The sequence below is a fragment of the Sulfuritortus calidifontis genome (assembly GCF_003967275.1).
Classification (GTDB): Bacteria; Pseudomonadota; Gammaproteobacteria; order Burkholderiales; family Thiobacillaceae; genus Sulfuritortus; species Sulfuritortus calidifontis.
Genome location: NZ_AP018721.1, coordinates 99,885 through 114,176, shown reverse-complemented (window position 1 = coordinate 114,176; position 14,292 = coordinate 99,885). Strand labels below are relative to the sequence as shown.

Below are 14,292 nucleotides of genomic sequence, written 5' to 3'. Positions count from 1 at the left end.
TTTCCCGAACGCGCCGTCATGAGCACCGCCTACCTCGACCCCAAATCCCATCTGGCCGACCTGTTCGGCCAGGCCCTGCAGCGCATCGCCCCCGACGCCCGGCACAGCATCGAGCTCGACCGGCCCAAGCAGGCCGCCCACGGCGACTGGGCCTGCAACCTCGCCATGCAGCTGGCCAAGGGCCTGAAGCGCAATCCGCGCGAAGTGGCGGGCGAACTCATCGCCGCCCTGCCGGCCTCGGACATCGTCGACAAGGTCGAGATCGCCGGGCCCGGCTTCATCAACGTCTTTCTCAAGCCGATCGCCAAGCAGCGGCTGGCCGCGCACATCCTGAAGCAGGGTGCCGAGTACGGCCGCACCGGCCTGGGCCGGGGCGAGAAGGTACAGGTCGAGTTCGTCTCGGCCAACCCGACCGGCCCCTTGCATGTCGGTCACGGCCGCGGCGCCGCCTTCGGCGCCAGCCTGGCCAACGTGCTGGCCTTCGCCGGCTATGACGTGCAGCGCGAGTACTACGTCAACGACGCCGGCCGGCAGATGGACATCCTGGCCCTCTCGACCTGGCTGCGTTATCTGGAGCTGTGCTCCGAGTTCCTGCCCTTTCCCGGCAACGCCTACCAGGGCGACTACGTGAAGCGGATGGCCGAGGGCATCTTCGCCCTGCACGGCGAGCGCTACCGGCGGCCGGCGGCGGCCTTGCTCGAAGGCGCGCCCGATCGCGGCGAGGCGCCGGAGGAGCACCTCGACCACCTGATCGCCTGTGCCAAGCAGCTGCTGGGCGATGACTATGCCTACATCCACAACTACGCCCTGACCGAACAACTGGGCGACTGCCGCAACGACCTGACCGAGTTCGGCGTGCACTTCGACAACTGGTTCTCGGAGAAATCGCTGCACGAGGCCGGTCTGATCGAGCGCGCCGTCGAACAACTGCACAAGAACGGCCACATCTACGAACAGGACGGCGCGCTCTGGTTCCGCTCGACCGAATTCGGCGACGAGAAGGACCGCGTGGTGCGGCGCGAAAACGGGGCCTGGACCTATTTCGCCGCCGACATCGCCTATCACCTGAACAAGTTCGAGCGCGGCTTCGATCGGGTGATCGACGTCTGGGGCGCCGACCATCACGGCTACATCCCGCGCGTCAAAGGCGCGCTCAAGGCCGCCGGCGCCGAGCCGGACCGGCTCACCGTCGCCCTGGTCCAGTTCGCCGTGCTCTACCGCAACGGCCAGAAGGCCTCGATGTCCACCCGCGCCGGTGAGTACGTCACCCTGCGCGAGCTGCGGGCCGAGGTCGGCAACGATGCCGCCCGCTTCTTCTACGTGCTACGCAAGTCCGAGCAGCACCTGGACTTCGACCTCGACCTGGCCAAGTCGCAAAGCAGCGACAACCCGGTCTATTACATCCAGTACGCCCACGCCCGCATCGCCAGCGTGCTCGGCGGCTGGGGCGGCGACGTCGTCGACCTGATGGATGCCGACCCGTCACGGCTGGAGCATGCCAGCGAACTTGCGCTGCTCGCCCGCCTGGCCGAGTTCCCGCAGATCTGCGATGCCGCCGCGCGCGAGCTGTCACCGCACCTGATCGCCTATTACCTCAAGGACCTGGCGGCCGACTTGCACGGCTATTACGTCAACTGCCAGTTCCTGGTCGAGGACGAGGCGCTGAAACAGGCGCGCCTGATGCTGATCGCCGCCACCCGCCAGGTGCTGGCCAGCGGCCTGGGCCTGCTCGGCGTCTCGGCGCCGGAGAAGATGTAAGCGTCCATGGCGCGTTACGGTTCCCGCTCCCGCAAGGAGGCCGAGGCCAAGCCGCGCGCCCGACGCGGCGGCCTGTTCACCGGCGTGATGGTGGGCCTGGTTCTGGGCCTGGTCATCGCCGCCGGCGTCGCCGCCTACATCTACCTGACCCCCATCGCCTACAAGGGCGGCGAAGCCAAGGACGCCAAGCCGGCGCCGGCCGCGCCCGAGGCGAAGCCGGCGCCCAGCGCGCCGCCCACCGTGGAATCGAGCCCGAAGCCGGCGCCCGACTACACCTTCTATCACATCCTGCAGGGCGGGGCCGACGCCAAGACGCCGGTGGCCAACCTGCCGCGCGAGCTGTACTGGCTGCAGGTCGCCGCGCTCAAGAGCCCGGCCGATGCCGACCGGCTCAAGGCCAAGCTGGCCCTGCTCGGCATGGACGTCGCCGTGCAGAAGGTGGACAGCGCCGGCGTCACTTTGCATCGGGTCCGGGTCGGCCCGTTCAAGACCGAGGATGCTGCCATCGCGGCCATGGACACCCTGGCCGCGAACCAATTCGAACCCCGCCTGATCAAAGAAGCGACCAACACCAAATAAGGAGACTGCCATGCCCCGCACCCGCCTCGTCGCCAGCCTGCTCCTCGCTTTCAGCTTGATCGGCACCCCGCTCGCGGCCCGTGCGGTCGACGAGGGCGTCGACTACCTCACCCTGGCGACTCCGCGGCCAACCGAGGTGCAGGGCAAGGTCGAGGTGCTGGAATTCTTCTGGTATGCCTGCCCACACTGCTACCGCCTGGAGCCCGAGCTCAACGTCTGGGCAAAGAAACTGCCCAAGGACGTCGTGCTGCACCGCATGCCCGCCATGCTCAACGCCGACTGGGAACCGCTGACCCGCGCCTACTACGCCCTGGAAGCACTGGGCGTGGCCGACAAGCTGCATGCCAAGGTGTTCGAGGCGATCCACGTCGACGGCATCAACCTGAACAAACCGGAGAAGTTCTTCGACTGGGCCGCCAGGCAGGGCGTCGACCGGACCAAGATCGCCCAGGCCTACAACTCCTTCAGCGTCAACAGCAAGATCATGCGCTCGCGCCAGGTCGTGCAGGATTACAAGCTCACCGGCGTGCCCGCCTTCGCCGTCAATGGCAAGTACGTCACCTCGGCCTACATGACCGGCAGCAACCCGGCCCTGTTCGAGACCCTGGACCACCTGATCAAAAAAGAACAGGGCGGCGGCAAGCGCAAATAAGCCGGCCGCCGCGATGCGTTCGATGGCCGGGCTTGCGTTATGATGCGACCTGGGTCGGAGACAAGCATCGATAACATGAATCCCGTCAGCGTCCTCATCATCGACGATCATCCCCTGCTGCGCCTGGGCGTGAAGCAGGCCTTGGAATCCCAGGAAGGCTTCAAGGTGGCCGGCGAATGCGCCGACATCCGCTGCGTGCAGACCTGGCTGGAGAGCAGCCAGCATGCCGATGTCGCCCTGCTCGACCGCTCGCTGCCCGACGGCGATGGCCTGAGCCTGGTGCCGGCCCTCAAGCAGGCCGGCATGAAGGTGATCGTGCTCACCGTCGAGGACGCCGACGAGGAGATCCGTGCCGCCATCGACACCGGCGTCGACGGCTACCTGCTCAAATCCTCCGACATGGAGCAGATCCTGCACGCCATCGGCATCGTGCTGCAGGACGCCGGCGCCTTCCCCGCCCATGTCCTGCAGAAAATCTCCCGCGGCGACAGCAGCGATCCGCTGGCCAAGCTGTCCCAGCGCGAGATGGAGATCGCCGAATACGTCGCCCAGGGCCACAGCAACAAGGTCATCGGTGCCAAGCTGAACCTGTCCGACAACACCGTGCGCAACCACCTGGCCAACATCATGCAGAAACTCGGCTTCCATAACCGGGTCCAAGTGGCTACGCTGGTACTTCAGCACCTGAGACGGCACAAACGGATATGAACTTACTTAGCCGGCTGCACCGCCAAGCCTGGGCGCGCTCCCTGCGCCTGGTGCTGGCCTGCATACTGGCTATTGGGCCGGCCAGCCACAGCCTGGCCATGGCAGCGGTCGCCGCGCAAGAGGCGCAGGCCATGCCCTGCCATCATGTGGAGTCTGCCGACGATTCCAATAAGCCTTCGCTCACCGGCTGCCATTGCGGCAACGCCGTCCAGTGCACGTGCGCCATGGCGCCGACCCTGCCGGCACTGCCCATGTTCACCGGCAGCAACGAGGCCGACGACTACACCGTCGTGCGCATCAGCCTCAACACCCACCTCCCCCCCGCCCCAGAACCGCCGCCGCCCCGCCTCTGACGTACTGATCTAAGAGCCCATTTCAGCAGGAAACATGCCCCGCGCCGGTTACCTGCGGGTGCAGTGCGAGGCGCGGGGGGGGGGAAGTGTAGTCATTCTCCACGAGCCACCCGCAACGCGGCAATGCACCCGCAGGCAGCCGGCCCTTCGGGTTGAGGTCAGGATCGGATGGATGCAAGGCACGTCGCGCAGTCGATGGTCGTTCCATCGACAAGCGGCGTAACGCCGCAGGCGCCGATCCTGACCTCAACCCGAGGCATGTTTCCTGCTGAAATGGGCTCTACTGCATTCCCGGCCGGCTACGCCCGGTCGCTCAGTACGGAGGCATCATGCATACGCCCTGCTTCGCCCGCGGCCCGTCGCCGTGGCTTGGCGCGCGCACCCTCGCCTGGCTCGCGGGTGCGGCGCTCTTCTCCTCGGCCGTCTCGGCGGCCGAACCCGGCCTCGGCCTGCTCGAGGCCGGCCGGTTGGCGCTCGAACGCCAGCCGCAATTGACCGCGCAGGCGGCCATGGTCAGCTCGCTTCAGGAAAACGCCGTGGCCGCCCGCCAATTGCCCGACCCCAAGCTCATCCTCGGCGTCGAGGGCGTGCCGGTCGACAGCTTCAGCCTGACCCGACAGGAGATGACCCAGACGGTCATCGGTTTCTCCCAGGCCATCCCCGGCGGCGACAAGCTCGCCCTGGCCGGCCGACGGCTGGAGCAGGAGGCGGGCCAGAACCGCCTGCTGCTCGCGGCCGGCGAGCGGCGCATCGCCCGCGACGCCCGCCTGGCCTGGCTCGAGGCCTATTGGCCGACTGCCGCCGGCCGTCTGCTGGCTGAGATCGAGGCGGAATACACCCGCCAGGTGGAATGGAGCGAGGTGGCTTACAAGACCGGCCAGCTGTCGCAGGCGGAGACCTTGGCCATGCGCGCCATGCTGGCCGAGACCCGCAACCGCCGCGCCGAGCTGGCGGGCCAGCAGCGCCGCGGCCAGGCGGCGCTGGCCCGCTGGCTGGGTGCCGCCGCCAACCGGCCGCTGGCGGCCTTGCCCGATCAAGCGCCGCCACCCTCGCTCACCGAGCTGGAAGCCAGACTGACCGAGCATCCGGAACTGGCCGCGCTGCGTCAGGGGGTCGAGGCCGCCCGCACCGACACCCAGCTCGCCCGCCAGGCCTACCGGCCGGACTGGAGCGTCGACCTGTCCTATGGCATCCGCGGCAACGACCGGGCCGACACCGTCAAGCTGATGGTCGGCGTCGACCTGCCGCTGTTTCCCGGCAAGCGCCAGGACCGCCGGCTGGCCGCCCGCCACGCCGAGCTCAATCAGCAGGAGGCGATGCTGGAAGACCGCCGGCGCATGCTCGAGGCCGACTTGCGCATGGCCTATGCCGACTGGCAGGTAGCGCACGAACGGCTGGAACGCATCGAGCGTGAAATCCTGCCGCTGGCCGCCCGCCGCGTCGACAGCGCGCTGGCCGCCTACCGCAGCAACCAGGCCAGCTTCGACCGCGTGATCGAGGCGCGCCGCGCCGAGGCCGAGGCCCGGCTCGAGCACCTGACCCAGGCGGTGGCCCAGGCCCGGGCCGCCACCCTGCTGACCTATTTCGAATAAGGAGTCCGCCATGGACACCCGGATCAAGATCGCCCTCGCACTCACCCTCGGCCTCGCTGCCGGCGGCGCCGGCAGTTGGTTCGCCCTCAAGCAGTCCGGTCACGAAACGGCCGGCAACGCCCCAGCCGCCGCCGCGGCCGGCGAGCGCAAGATCCTTTACTGGTACGACCCGATGGTGCCGGACCAGCATTTCGACAAGCCGGGCAAGTCGCCCTTCATGGACATGGAGCTGGTGCCCAAATACGCCGACGAGGCCGGCAGCGCCGGGGTGGCGATCGATCCGCGCACCGTGCAGAACCTCGGCGTACGCACGGCGGTGGCCGAGCGCGGCCGGCTCTGGCGGCGGATCGACACCGTCGGCTACGTCCGCAACGACGAAAACCGCGTGGCCGTGCTGCAGGCCCGCAGCGAAGGCTGGATCGAGCGCCTGCACGTGCGGGCGCTGAACGAGACGGTGCGCGCCGGCCAGCTGATCGCCGAGGTCTACAGCCCGGCGCTCTACGCCGCCCAGGAGGAATACCTGCTCGCCCTGCGTCAGAACGAGGATGCGGCCTGGCGCCAGGCGGCGCGGCAGAAGCTGTCCTTCCTCGGCCTCGCCGAGGCGCAGATCGCGCGCCTGGAGAAAGCGGGCAAGGCGCAGCGACGGGTGGCCTATCACGCCCCGCTCGCCGGCGTGGTCACCGAGCTGCCGGCCAAGGAGGGCGCCGCCATCTCGGCCGGCATGCCCATGCTGACCGTCGCCGACCTGTCCCGGGTCTGGGTCACCGCCGAGGTGGTCGAAGACCAGGGCGCCTGGATCGCGCCGGGCAAGAGCGTGGAGGTGAAGCTCGCCTCGCTGCCGGGCGAGGTGTTCGAGGGCAAGGTCGATTACGTCTACCCCGCTAGGCGTGCACAAATTATTTGAGACGCTGGCTCACATTATTTGCGACGTGCACGCATTGTATGCGACAAAACTTGTCTCACGGAATGCGTGCACGGTAGGCGGACGGCAGTTGCGATCCGGATACCTCGCTCTCGTAGCTCAGGCGGCAGTGGTCACGCTCAAGCGCCAGGAAAATAGCATCGATGACAGGGCGCAGGATGCGGCCGGCTAGCTTGCCTTGACTTTCCATGCGGTACGCCGCCGCGCTGATCGTCTCGTCCGGCGAGCCGTTGCCGAGCGTGAGCAACACCCAGGCAAGTTGGTCGAGCGCTATCAGGAGATTGAGCACACGCCATCTCATACCGCATTCACCTCTTCGATCGTCGTCGCGGCCTCAAGCGCAGCCTTCCGCGCCCATGACGTGGAGTAGGCAGTCTGCACCTGCTGCGCGATCACGCCAGCGATGGCGAGCAAGTCTGCGATGGACGTGACAGGCACGTCGTTGTTGTCTGCGTCACGCCATACCGACGGCAGCGGGAGCCCGGCTTGCGCAAGCGAGATGGCTTGGCCGAGTAGCTCTTGGCTGCGCTTGTCTGCCTGCCACACGTGGCCGTTGACAGTGACGTTCGCCACGCACTGCGCGTCGCGCTCGGCTTCGATCTGGAGCTTCTTGGCGGCTTTGACTTCGGCAATGGACGGCGTGGTATCAGGCGGATCGACCCACACACGGTGGATGACGTCGTAAACCGCGTCTGGGCGGTGCGGGGCCGTAGCTGTAGCGAACGTGGGACAACCTTCGGACTCGGTCTCACCGCTATATCGACGAGTGATTGGATTGAAAGCGTAATAGATCATGGCGCCCCCTTAGTATTTGATGTGTGCGTAAATCGCGTCTTCGCCGTAGTAAGTTGCTTCTGGCCCAACGTTTGGCAAGTAGAAGTTTCCAGTTGACGGGTTCTGCGCGATGTAGGACTTATGCGGGGTTAAATAATCGTTAAGCCCGCCTGAAAACGAAGCGGTGTAGACAGTGCTTACAGCACTGCTGACATAACCACCGAGCAGATATACTCGGCTGTTGGTGACGATGGCTTGAGAAAGGCTTAACGCCCCTGGCAGGCTCGTTCCGGTAGTCCATGCGCCTAGCGTACCGTCCGGATTGATCGGCGCAGTGTAGACAGTGCTTACAGCACTGCTGACATAACCACCGAGCAGATATACTCGGCTGTTGGTGACGATGGCTTGAGAAAGGCTTAACGCCACTGGCAGGCTCGTTCCGGTCGTCCATGCGCCTAGCGTACCGTCCGGATTGATCGGCGCAGTGTAGACAGTGCTTACGGAACCGCCGTTATCGCCGCCGAGCAAATATACTCGGCTGTTCGTGACGATGGCTTGAGAACGGCTTAACGCCCATGGCAGGCTCGTTCCGGTAGTCCATGCGCCTAGCGTACCGTCCGGATTGATCGGCGCAGTGTAGACAGTGCTTACGGAACCGCCGTTATCGCCGCCGAGCAAATATACTAGGCTGTTCGTGACGATGGCTTGAGGACGGCTTAACGCCCCTGGCAGGCTCGTTCCGGTAGTCCATGCGCCTAGCGTACCGTCCGGATTGATCGGCGCAGTGTAGACAGTGCTTACAGCACTGCTGACATAGCCGCCGAGCAGATATACTCTGCTGTTCGTGACGATGGCTTGAGAAGCGTACAACGCTCCTGGCAGGCTCGTGCCGGTCGTCCATGCGCCTAGCGTACCGTCCGGATTGATCGGCGCAGTGTAGACAGTGCTTACAGCACTGCTGACATAGCCGCCGAGCAGATATACTCTGCTGTTCGTGACGATGGCTTGAGAAGCGTACAACGCTCCTGGCAGGCTCGTGCCGGTCGTCCATCCAGTAATATCCGCATTCTGCGTAGTGTTTTCCCAATACTGCTGTCTGTGCGGCTTCCCGTTGACATACACGTTGCGCGTGTAGTTGTAAGTATCGCCGACAACGGCATACAACTCCGCGTATGTAGTCTGGCTCACCTCCTGCCCGTTGCAGCGTAAAAACCCAGACGGCGGCGTTTTGCTAGACGTATAGATGATACTGCCGACCGGCACGCCGGATGCGCTCAGGACCACACCTGTCAACGACAGCCCGCTCCCGACGCTGATCTCTTCTACCGCGCCGTCGCCGCTCGACGCGCGACCGAGCAGCTTGCCGGAGGACTGGGTGAGACCGGAGGATGTGATCGCACCCTTGAGTGCGAGGCCGAGATTCGGGTCGCTCAAGCTTCCCACCTCGATCCAGCCGGTATTGGCGGCGTTGCGCAGCTTGAGCTTGCCGCTGGTGGTGTCGGCCCACCACTGATAGGGATAGGTCGTCGCCGGCTCGGTCGCGCCGGCGTTGTTGCTCACGATGGCGGCGAGCGCCGCGTTGAGGTCGGCGCGGAAGGCAACGCCTGGCTGGTTGTCGATCAGATAGTCATGTTGCGCCATGTCATCTCCTTACACGGGTATCTTGGCCGCCACGGCAAGTTCCGAGACGGCGATGTTGTGCGCTGGCGATCCTGACTCCAGCACGCATTTGAAGCGCGCGTAGCGCCCGGTGAAATCGGCCGTGAGAAACGGCGTCCACGGCCCCCAGGCGATGCCGTCATCCGAGAGGGAGGCGAAGACGGTCGCCGTGCAGTCGTCGATGTCGCCATGCACGTTGAGCCAGTCGTCAACCGACTGGGTGCGGGTATCGATCAGGTCGGCGGCATCGTAGGACAGCGCCGCGATATGAGCCTGGAAGCGCCTTGCTGCGGATGAGCCGAGATCGAGCACGGCGTCGAAGGCGTATTCGCCGGTCGATGCGATGCCGCCCACGGTGTCGATGTCCGGCTGATCGTCTATCGCGCCGTAATCGTCGATGTCGGTCTGGTTGGCGAGCCGGATCGCGCCGCCGTCGAGATAGACGCCGGTCTTCGCGCCGGCGAAGGCCGGATGCTGCACGCTCGTGGCCACGGTCTGGAAGCCGGTCAGAATCGCCTCGGTCATCACGAAGCTGGCGGCATTGGCCGAGTGGCGACCGCCGGAGTCGACGAACTTGGCGAAGTATGTGCCTTGAGCGAGCGAGACGACCGCGTTGCTCGCGCTGCCGTTGTGCGCGCCGTCAGGCAGCACCACGGCATCATGCCATGTCGCGCCAGAGGTGAGCGGCGACCAGCGGATTTCGATGTCGCCGCCGACCAGCACATCGAGATCGGTGGCGCGATCCCACGAGGCGAAGGCGAGCCCCGCCATCGGCCGCGCGGTAAAGCCATGCACATCCTGCGGCGCGGCGGTGATGCCGTAAATCTCGCGACGCGCCGTGGCGGCAGCGGAGCGGCGGCCCAGCGCATCCACCGCGACGACGGAGAAGTCGTAGATGCCCGGCTCGATGGGCGCGATGTCGAGCGACGGCGCGTCGGTAGTCGCCGTGCCTGACTGGCCGTCTGCCCTCGTCCAGCGCACCTCGTATCGAGAGGCCGATCCCGTCCAGGACAGCGTTGCTCTGCCAGCCACCACCGCCGGGTTGAGTAGATAGAGCGACTCGGTGACGGTGAGATCGACCTGCGGCGCTGGCCCATCGCCGAGCAGCGTGGTGCGCGCAGGCTCCAGCACGATGTCGCGCTCGATGGCGTCGTACTTGCCGGGCTGATGCGCGAGCGCGGTCACCTCGACCTGGTGGCCGTCTACCTCACGGATGCCGATCACGCGCCATAGCGTGGGCGCCAGATCAGAGGCGGCAAGCACCCACACCGCGCCCGTCACAGGCGCGGCAGGCAGCGCGGAGGACAGGTTGAGAACCGTCGTCTCGCCGGGCGAGTTCGCCACCGCGCCGCTACCCACCGTGCCATCGGGCAGCATGACCGAGAGCGTGTAGCTATTGCCGGGCTCGATCGTGACCGGAGAGTCGAGCGTCACGCTCTCCGTGGTCGCCGCCATCACGCGCCCGCCGAAGCGCACACCGGCGCGCGCGGCATCTTGCACCGCGATCACCGCGCCCGGCCACACCAGCGCGGCATCGAGACCGGCGCGGAAGGTGACCGTCTCGGTCTCCATGCGCTCGGTGTAGAGCAGCCAGCGGCCCACGCGATGCGCCTGGCCGCGCGAGGTGCAGCCCACCGCAACGATCTCGGTCTCGCGCACGCCGAAGCGGCGGATGCCGTCCTCGTCTTCGACGTATTCGACCTTCTGCCGGTACATGTCGGCCGGATCGTTCCAGGTCACCAGCGCCACTGTGTGGCGCTGCTTCGCCGAGCTGCCGGAGTAGGTGAACAGCCCATCGACCACGTTCGCCGCCGTGAACAGCGCCACCGGATCGGCGGGCGCGTCCTGCGAGCAGGTGAGCGTTCCATTCGCCCACCACGTCATGCCGCGGAAGATCGCGGCCATCTGCTGGATGACGGTAAAGGCCTCTTGTCGCGTCTGCAAATAGATGTTGCATGTAAAGCGCGGCTCGGTGCCGCCGAAGCCGTCCGGCAAGCGCTCGTCGCAGTAGCGCGCGATCTCGTAGAGCGCCCACTGGTCGATCTGGCTTGCGTCGAGATACTGGCCCAGGCCGTAGCGCTCTGAGGTCAACAGGTCGTAAAAGCACCAGGCCGGGTTGTCCGTCCAGGCGATCTTGAAAGCGCCGTTCCACACGCCGCTGTAGCTGCGGGCGATCGGATCGTAGTTGACCGGCACGCGCACGCGCAGGCCCAGGATGTCGTAGCCCCGGCGTGGGATGCGATTGAACTGCGCCGCGTCGATCTGGAGCGCCACCAGCGCCGAGTTCGGATAGCGCAGCTTCGAGTCGATGATCTCGGTGTAGCTGTCCCAGAAGGTCTTGTTTTGCATGTTGGCCTGCGTGGAATCAGGCGTGATGCGCCGCACGCGCACCTGCCACGGGCCGGGCTGCGGCAGGTCGATGCGGTAGCTGCGCTGGTAGCGGCTCATGGTCTTGCCGCTGATGGTGTCGCGCCTGACTTCCTGCCAGCCGCCGCCGGCGTTGTCGATGTCGATGGCGATCTCGACAGACGTGCCAGACAGATCGCCATTGGAGGGATTCTGGTAGGACAGCTGCGGCACCGAGACGGTGACGCGCACGGCGGAGAGATTCGGGTTGGTGATGGCGCGCGCGACCGGGGCGGTATTCTTCACCTCGGTCGCCACGGCGATCTCGTTTTCGACGGCGGGAAAGCCTGGTACATGGCTCTGCGCTGGCAGACCATTGCGCCAGGCGACCGACACCCCGGAAAAGTTCATCGCGCCATCGGCGGACTGGATCGGCGTATCGTCCAGATAGATGCTCTTGAGCCCATCGACCAGGCCCTCGATCTCGCCCTCGGAGAGCACATCGATCACCCGCGCGTAGGCGCGACTGCGCAAGGTGTTCGGCGCCTCGGTCGGCACATGGGAAGAGCCGCCACCTCCGCCCTTGCCGCCTCCGCCGCCGCCAGCGCCGCGCGCGATCAGATCGTTCATGCCGCGTACTCCTCGGCGGCCATGCCAGCGGAGATGACCTGCGAGCCGACGATGAGCCGCCCATAGCACACCGGCACCGGGTTGCCCTGCGCGGCGGTGTTGACCGGCCCGTCGAAGATGTAGGATGGGCGGTTTTCCGGACGATCCGGCGCGCCTGGCGTCTTGGGCTGCGGCGAGAGCATCTGCGCCACGCCGCCCAGTACCAGAGACATGCCGACGTTGAACGCGATTGCTCCAGCGAAGGTTGCGCCGCCTGCGGCCCAGGCTGCGCTAAGCGACAGCCCGGAGCCGCCGGTGGCGACGCCAACGGCGATCAATGCCGCTCCCAGGATGACACTTCCAAGCCCGCGCCCGGCGCCAGCCGTCACGGGCACGATCTTGATCACGCCATCGGCTGGCAGCGCCAGCGTGTCGATGTCGCGCGCCACCTTGCCATCGAGCACGCGGTAACCTGGCCTGGAGTGCTCGATCACGTGCTGCCGGAAGCCGGGCAGCGTCGCACACAATGCGCGCACGGCCTCGGCCGGCGTGCGCACCTCATAGCGGTGCACGCGCCCGAAGCGCTTGGCCAGATGGCCGTAGAGCCGCACCGTCCTCATGCCATGCTCCTGTGCCGCAGCACGTGGGTGGTCACCTTGCGCCAATAGCCGCCATAGACATCGCGGCTGGAGAGCCTGCCGTGACAGTGGTGCACGAGATAGCCGTCGGCGTCGATCACGCCTGCGTGGTTGGGCACGGGGCTGGCGATCTGCATCAGCACCGCGTCGTGTGGCCCGAGCGCATCGGGCGCGATCTCCACAAACCCGGCCTCGGCGAAGTGGTCGAGATACAAATTGCCGCCCTTGAGCCACCAGTCGTCCTCGCGCCGGTAGTCGGGCAGGGTGACGCCGCACACCTCGCGGTAGTAGTCGCGGCACAGCGCGTAGCAGTCGAGCACACCATGCACGAAGGGCCGCCCGATGAGCGGCGCGCGGTAGCCGGATGGCGCGAGCATCTCATGCGTGCCAGCCGGATGCGAGACGATCAACCACGGCAGCCCGGTGGCCTCGCACATCACCCGATCAGCCTCGGACGGCACGGGCGGCAGATGCACGTGGCTGTGGCAGACAGCCACCACCTCGCCAGCGTCTTCTGCCGCGGCCTGGTCTTCCGGGTGGATGGCGAACTCGGCCTCGCCCGCGATGTTGCGGCAAGGCCAATAGCGCAACCGGCCCTTGACCACCACCGCCAGCCCGCAGCACTCGCGCGGCGCTTCGCGCGCGGCGTGTTCGCGGACGTCATCCAAGATGGGCGAGAAATCCATCATCGCAGCAGCCCCACGGCAGGGAAGCCGCCGAACGGGAGTTCTGCGTATGGCCCGAAGCGCAGCTTGCAGGAAGCGAGCCGCTTGCCGCAGCGGTCTTTTGCCGGGTCGGCGGTCGGCTGGTCTTTCTCGTCGGCCACGGGGCCGCCGGTGTAGCAGCACTCAGGCCCACGGTAGCGCCACGGACAGACGTTCTGCACGAACTGGCGGCGCGGCAGCATCACGCCAGCCAGGTCGAAGGCCGCCGCCAGCTCGAACTCCACCAGCAGCTTGTTCTCGGTGGCCTTGCGATCGACGAACCAGATTTCGCGGTCGATCACCTGGTTCGGGTCGGCCTGCGGGTTGCCGCCCGCGAAATTGACCGCGTCGAGATACTTGATGAACGTGCGCTCGCGGATGAGCTTCGCGCCGATCAGATCGTCGGCCACCGCGCCCACCAGCCCGCTGACGTTGGCGACCGCCAGCTTCGGGCGCGGCAGCGCGCCTTGGCCGGAACGCGCGAAGCCGGAGGCCTCGATTGGCAGGCTGGTATAGGTCAGCCCGCCGAACACGATGTCGCCGCCCAGCTCGTTCGGGCCGTGCGGGGTGAAGCGCAGCACATCCATGCCGCCCACGACGGTCGTATCCAGCTCATAGAGCTCGACGATGGCTGGAAGCTGGGCCTGCTGGATGTCGGCCTGGATGCTCACAGCGCCACCTCCTCGAAGGTCGCGGCCAGCTCCGCGCCGCCGCCCGGCCCATAGCTCACGCTCCAGGATCGGCACACCCACTTGCCGGGCCGGTGATCCAGCGCCGTCCAGTCGAACGGCTCGACGCCAGCGCGCGCGCGCAGGAAATCGTCCGCCGCCTTGACTGTTGACTCGTCCGCCGCCAGGCGCACGCTCCACTTGCGCAGCATCGTGTGGATGCCATCCGGGGTGCGCTGTTCATACCCGTCGCCAAAGCGCGTCACGCGCACGCGCGGGGCGATCTCCATGCGCTCACCGCTCGCAACGGGCCACGTCCACGCTGCCATC

15 protein-coding genes are annotated in these 14,292 nt (G+C 66.6%); 7 read left to right on the top strand and 8 right to left on the bottom strand.

What is annotated here, in order from left to right; all coding sequences use genetic code 11:
- Window positions 1–18: 18 nt before the first annotated feature.
- The 7 genes from argS (at window position 19) to EL388_RS00635 (ending at window position 6,546) form a co-directional block, all read left to right on the top strand.
- Window positions 19–1,758, top strand: a complete 1,740-nt coding sequence (argS, locus tag EL388_RS00665) for an arginine--tRNA ligase (protein WP_126458128.1) — start codon at window positions 19–21, stop codon at window positions 1,756–1,758.
- Between the two features lie 6 nt (window positions 1,759–1,764).
- Window positions 1,765–2,337, top strand: a complete 573-nt coding sequence (locus tag EL388_RS00660; RefSeq protein ID WP_126458125.1) for an SPOR domain-containing protein — start codon at window positions 1,765–1,767, stop codon at window positions 2,335–2,337.
- 10 nt (window positions 2,338–2,347) lie between these two features.
- Window positions 2,348–2,989, top strand: a complete 642-nt coding sequence (locus EL388_RS00655) for a thiol:disulfide interchange protein DsbA/DsbL (protein ID WP_126458122.1) — start codon at window positions 2,348–2,350, stop codon at window positions 2,987–2,989.
- Between the two features lie 75 nt (window positions 2,990–3,064).
- Window positions 3,065–3,697 carry a response regulator gene (locus EL388_RS00650; RefSeq protein ID WP_126458119.1) on the top strand — a complete coding sequence of 211 codons (633 nt, stop codon included), beginning with the start codon at window positions 3,065–3,067 and terminating at the stop codon, window positions 3,695–3,697.
- Window positions 3,694–4,050, top strand: coding sequence for a hypothetical protein (locus EL388_RS00645; RefSeq protein ID WP_126458116.1), 357 nt, complete (start codon window positions 3,694–3,696; stop codon window positions 4,048–4,050). The genes EL388_RS00650 and EL388_RS00645 overlap by 4 nt, the downstream gene beginning before the upstream one ends.
- Window positions 4,051–4,379: 329 nt before the next feature.
- Window positions 4,380–5,642 carry a TolC family protein gene (locus EL388_RS00640; protein WP_126458113.1) on the top strand — a complete coding sequence of 421 codons (1,263 nt, stop codon included), beginning with the start codon at window positions 4,380–4,382 and terminating at the stop codon, window positions 5,640–5,642.
- A gap of 10 nt (window positions 5,643–5,652) precedes the next feature.
- On the top strand, window positions 5,653–6,546 hold the full coding sequence (locus tag EL388_RS00635) for a heavy metal-binding domain-containing protein (protein WP_126458110.1): 894 nt from the start codon (window positions 5,653–5,655) through the stop codon (window positions 6,544–6,546).
- Between the two features lie 55 nt (window positions 6,547–6,601).
- Here EL388_RS00635 and EL388_RS00630 read toward each other — a convergent pair whose 3' ends face one another.
- The 8 genes from EL388_RS00630 to EL388_RS00595 all read right to left on the bottom strand — a co-directional run bounded on the left by EL388_RS00630 (window position 6,602) and on the right by EL388_RS00595 (window position 14,291).
- Window positions 6,602–6,853 carry a hypothetical protein gene (locus EL388_RS00630; RefSeq protein ID WP_126458107.1) on the bottom strand — a complete coding sequence of 84 codons (252 nt, stop codon included), beginning with the start codon at window positions 6,851–6,853 and terminating at the stop codon, window positions 6,602–6,604.
- An 8-nt stretch (window positions 6,854–6,861) separates the two neighbouring features.
- Window positions 6,862–7,359, bottom strand: coding sequence for a DUF4376 domain-containing protein (locus EL388_RS00625; protein ID WP_126457906.1), 498 nt, complete (start codon window positions 7,357–7,359; stop codon window positions 6,862–6,864).
- A 9-nt stretch (window positions 7,360–7,368) separates the two neighbouring features.
- Window positions 7,369–8,979 carry a tail fiber protein gene (locus tag EL388_RS00620; protein WP_126458104.1) on the bottom strand — a complete coding sequence of 537 codons (1,611 nt, stop codon included), beginning with the start codon at window positions 8,977–8,979 and terminating at the stop codon, window positions 7,369–7,371.
- 9 nt (window positions 8,980–8,988) lie between these two features.
- Window positions 8,989–11,877, bottom strand: coding sequence for a TipJ family phage tail tip protein (locus tag EL388_RS00615; protein ID WP_172599370.1), 2,889 nt, complete (start codon window positions 11,875–11,877; stop codon window positions 8,989–8,991).
- A gap of 92 nt (window positions 11,878–11,969) precedes the next feature.
- Window positions 11,970–12,572: a tail assembly protein gene (locus tag EL388_RS00610; protein ID WP_126457897.1), complete on the bottom strand. Its 603-nt coding sequence runs from the start codon at window positions 12,570–12,572 to the stop codon at window positions 11,970–11,972.
- Window positions 12,569–13,258: a C40 family peptidase gene (locus EL388_RS00605; RefSeq protein WP_197721799.1), complete on the bottom strand. Its 690-nt coding sequence runs from the start codon at window positions 13,256–13,258 to the stop codon at window positions 12,569–12,571. The genes EL388_RS00610 and EL388_RS00605 overlap by 4 nt, the downstream gene beginning before the upstream one ends.
- A 17-nt stretch (window positions 13,259–13,275) precedes the next feature.
- Complete coding sequence (locus EL388_RS00600) at window positions 13,276–13,965, bottom strand: phage minor tail protein L (protein ID WP_126458101.1); 690 nt, start codon at window positions 13,963–13,965, stop codon at window positions 13,276–13,278.
- The gene (locus tag EL388_RS00595; RefSeq protein WP_126458098.1) at window positions 13,962–14,291 is read right to left on the bottom strand and encodes a phage tail protein; all 330 of its coding nucleotides are present in this window, start codon (window positions 14,289–14,291) and stop codon (window positions 13,962–13,964) included. The genes EL388_RS00600 and EL388_RS00595 overlap by 4 nt, the downstream gene beginning before the upstream one ends.
- Window position 14,292: the final 1 nt, after the last annotated feature.

Coding starts and splice junctions, on each gene's coding strand:
- argS (WP_126458128.1), top strand. CDS start 19: ATGAGCACCGCCTACCTCGACCCCAAATCCCATCTGGCCGACCTGTTC.
- EL388_RS00660 (WP_126458125.1), top strand. CDS start 1,765: ATGGCGCGTTACGGTTCCCGCTCCCGCAAGGAGGCCGAGGCCAAGCCG.
- EL388_RS00655 (WP_126458122.1), top strand. CDS start 2,348: ATGCCCCGCACCCGCCTCGTCGCCAGCCTGCTCCTCGCTTTCAGCTTG.
- EL388_RS00650 (WP_126458119.1), top strand. CDS start 3,065: ATGAATCCCGTCAGCGTCCTCATCATCGACGATCATCCCCTGCTGCGC.
- EL388_RS00645 (WP_126458116.1), top strand. CDS start 3,694: ATGAACTTACTTAGCCGGCTGCACCGCCAAGCCTGGGCGCGCTCCCTG.
- EL388_RS00640 (WP_126458113.1), top strand. CDS start 4,380: ATGCATACGCCCTGCTTCGCCCGCGGCCCGTCGCCGTGGCTTGGCGCG.
- EL388_RS00635 (WP_126458110.1), top strand. CDS start 5,653: ATGGACACCCGGATCAAGATCGCCCTCGCACTCACCCTCGGCCTCGCT.
- EL388_RS00625 (WP_126457906.1), bottom strand. CDS start 7,359: ATGATCTATTACGCTTTCAATCCAATCACTCGTCGATATAGCGGTGAG.
- EL388_RS00620 (WP_126458104.1), bottom strand. CDS start 8,979: ATGGCGCAACATGACTATCTGATCGACAACCAGCCAGGCGTTGCCTTC.
- EL388_RS00610 (WP_126457897.1), bottom strand. CDS start 12,572: ATGAGGACGGTGCGGCTCTACGGCCATCTGGCCAAGCGCTTCGGGCGC.
- EL388_RS00595 (WP_126458098.1), bottom strand. CDS start 14,291: ATGGCAGCGTGGACGTGGCCCGTTGCGAGCGGTGAGCGCATGGAGATC.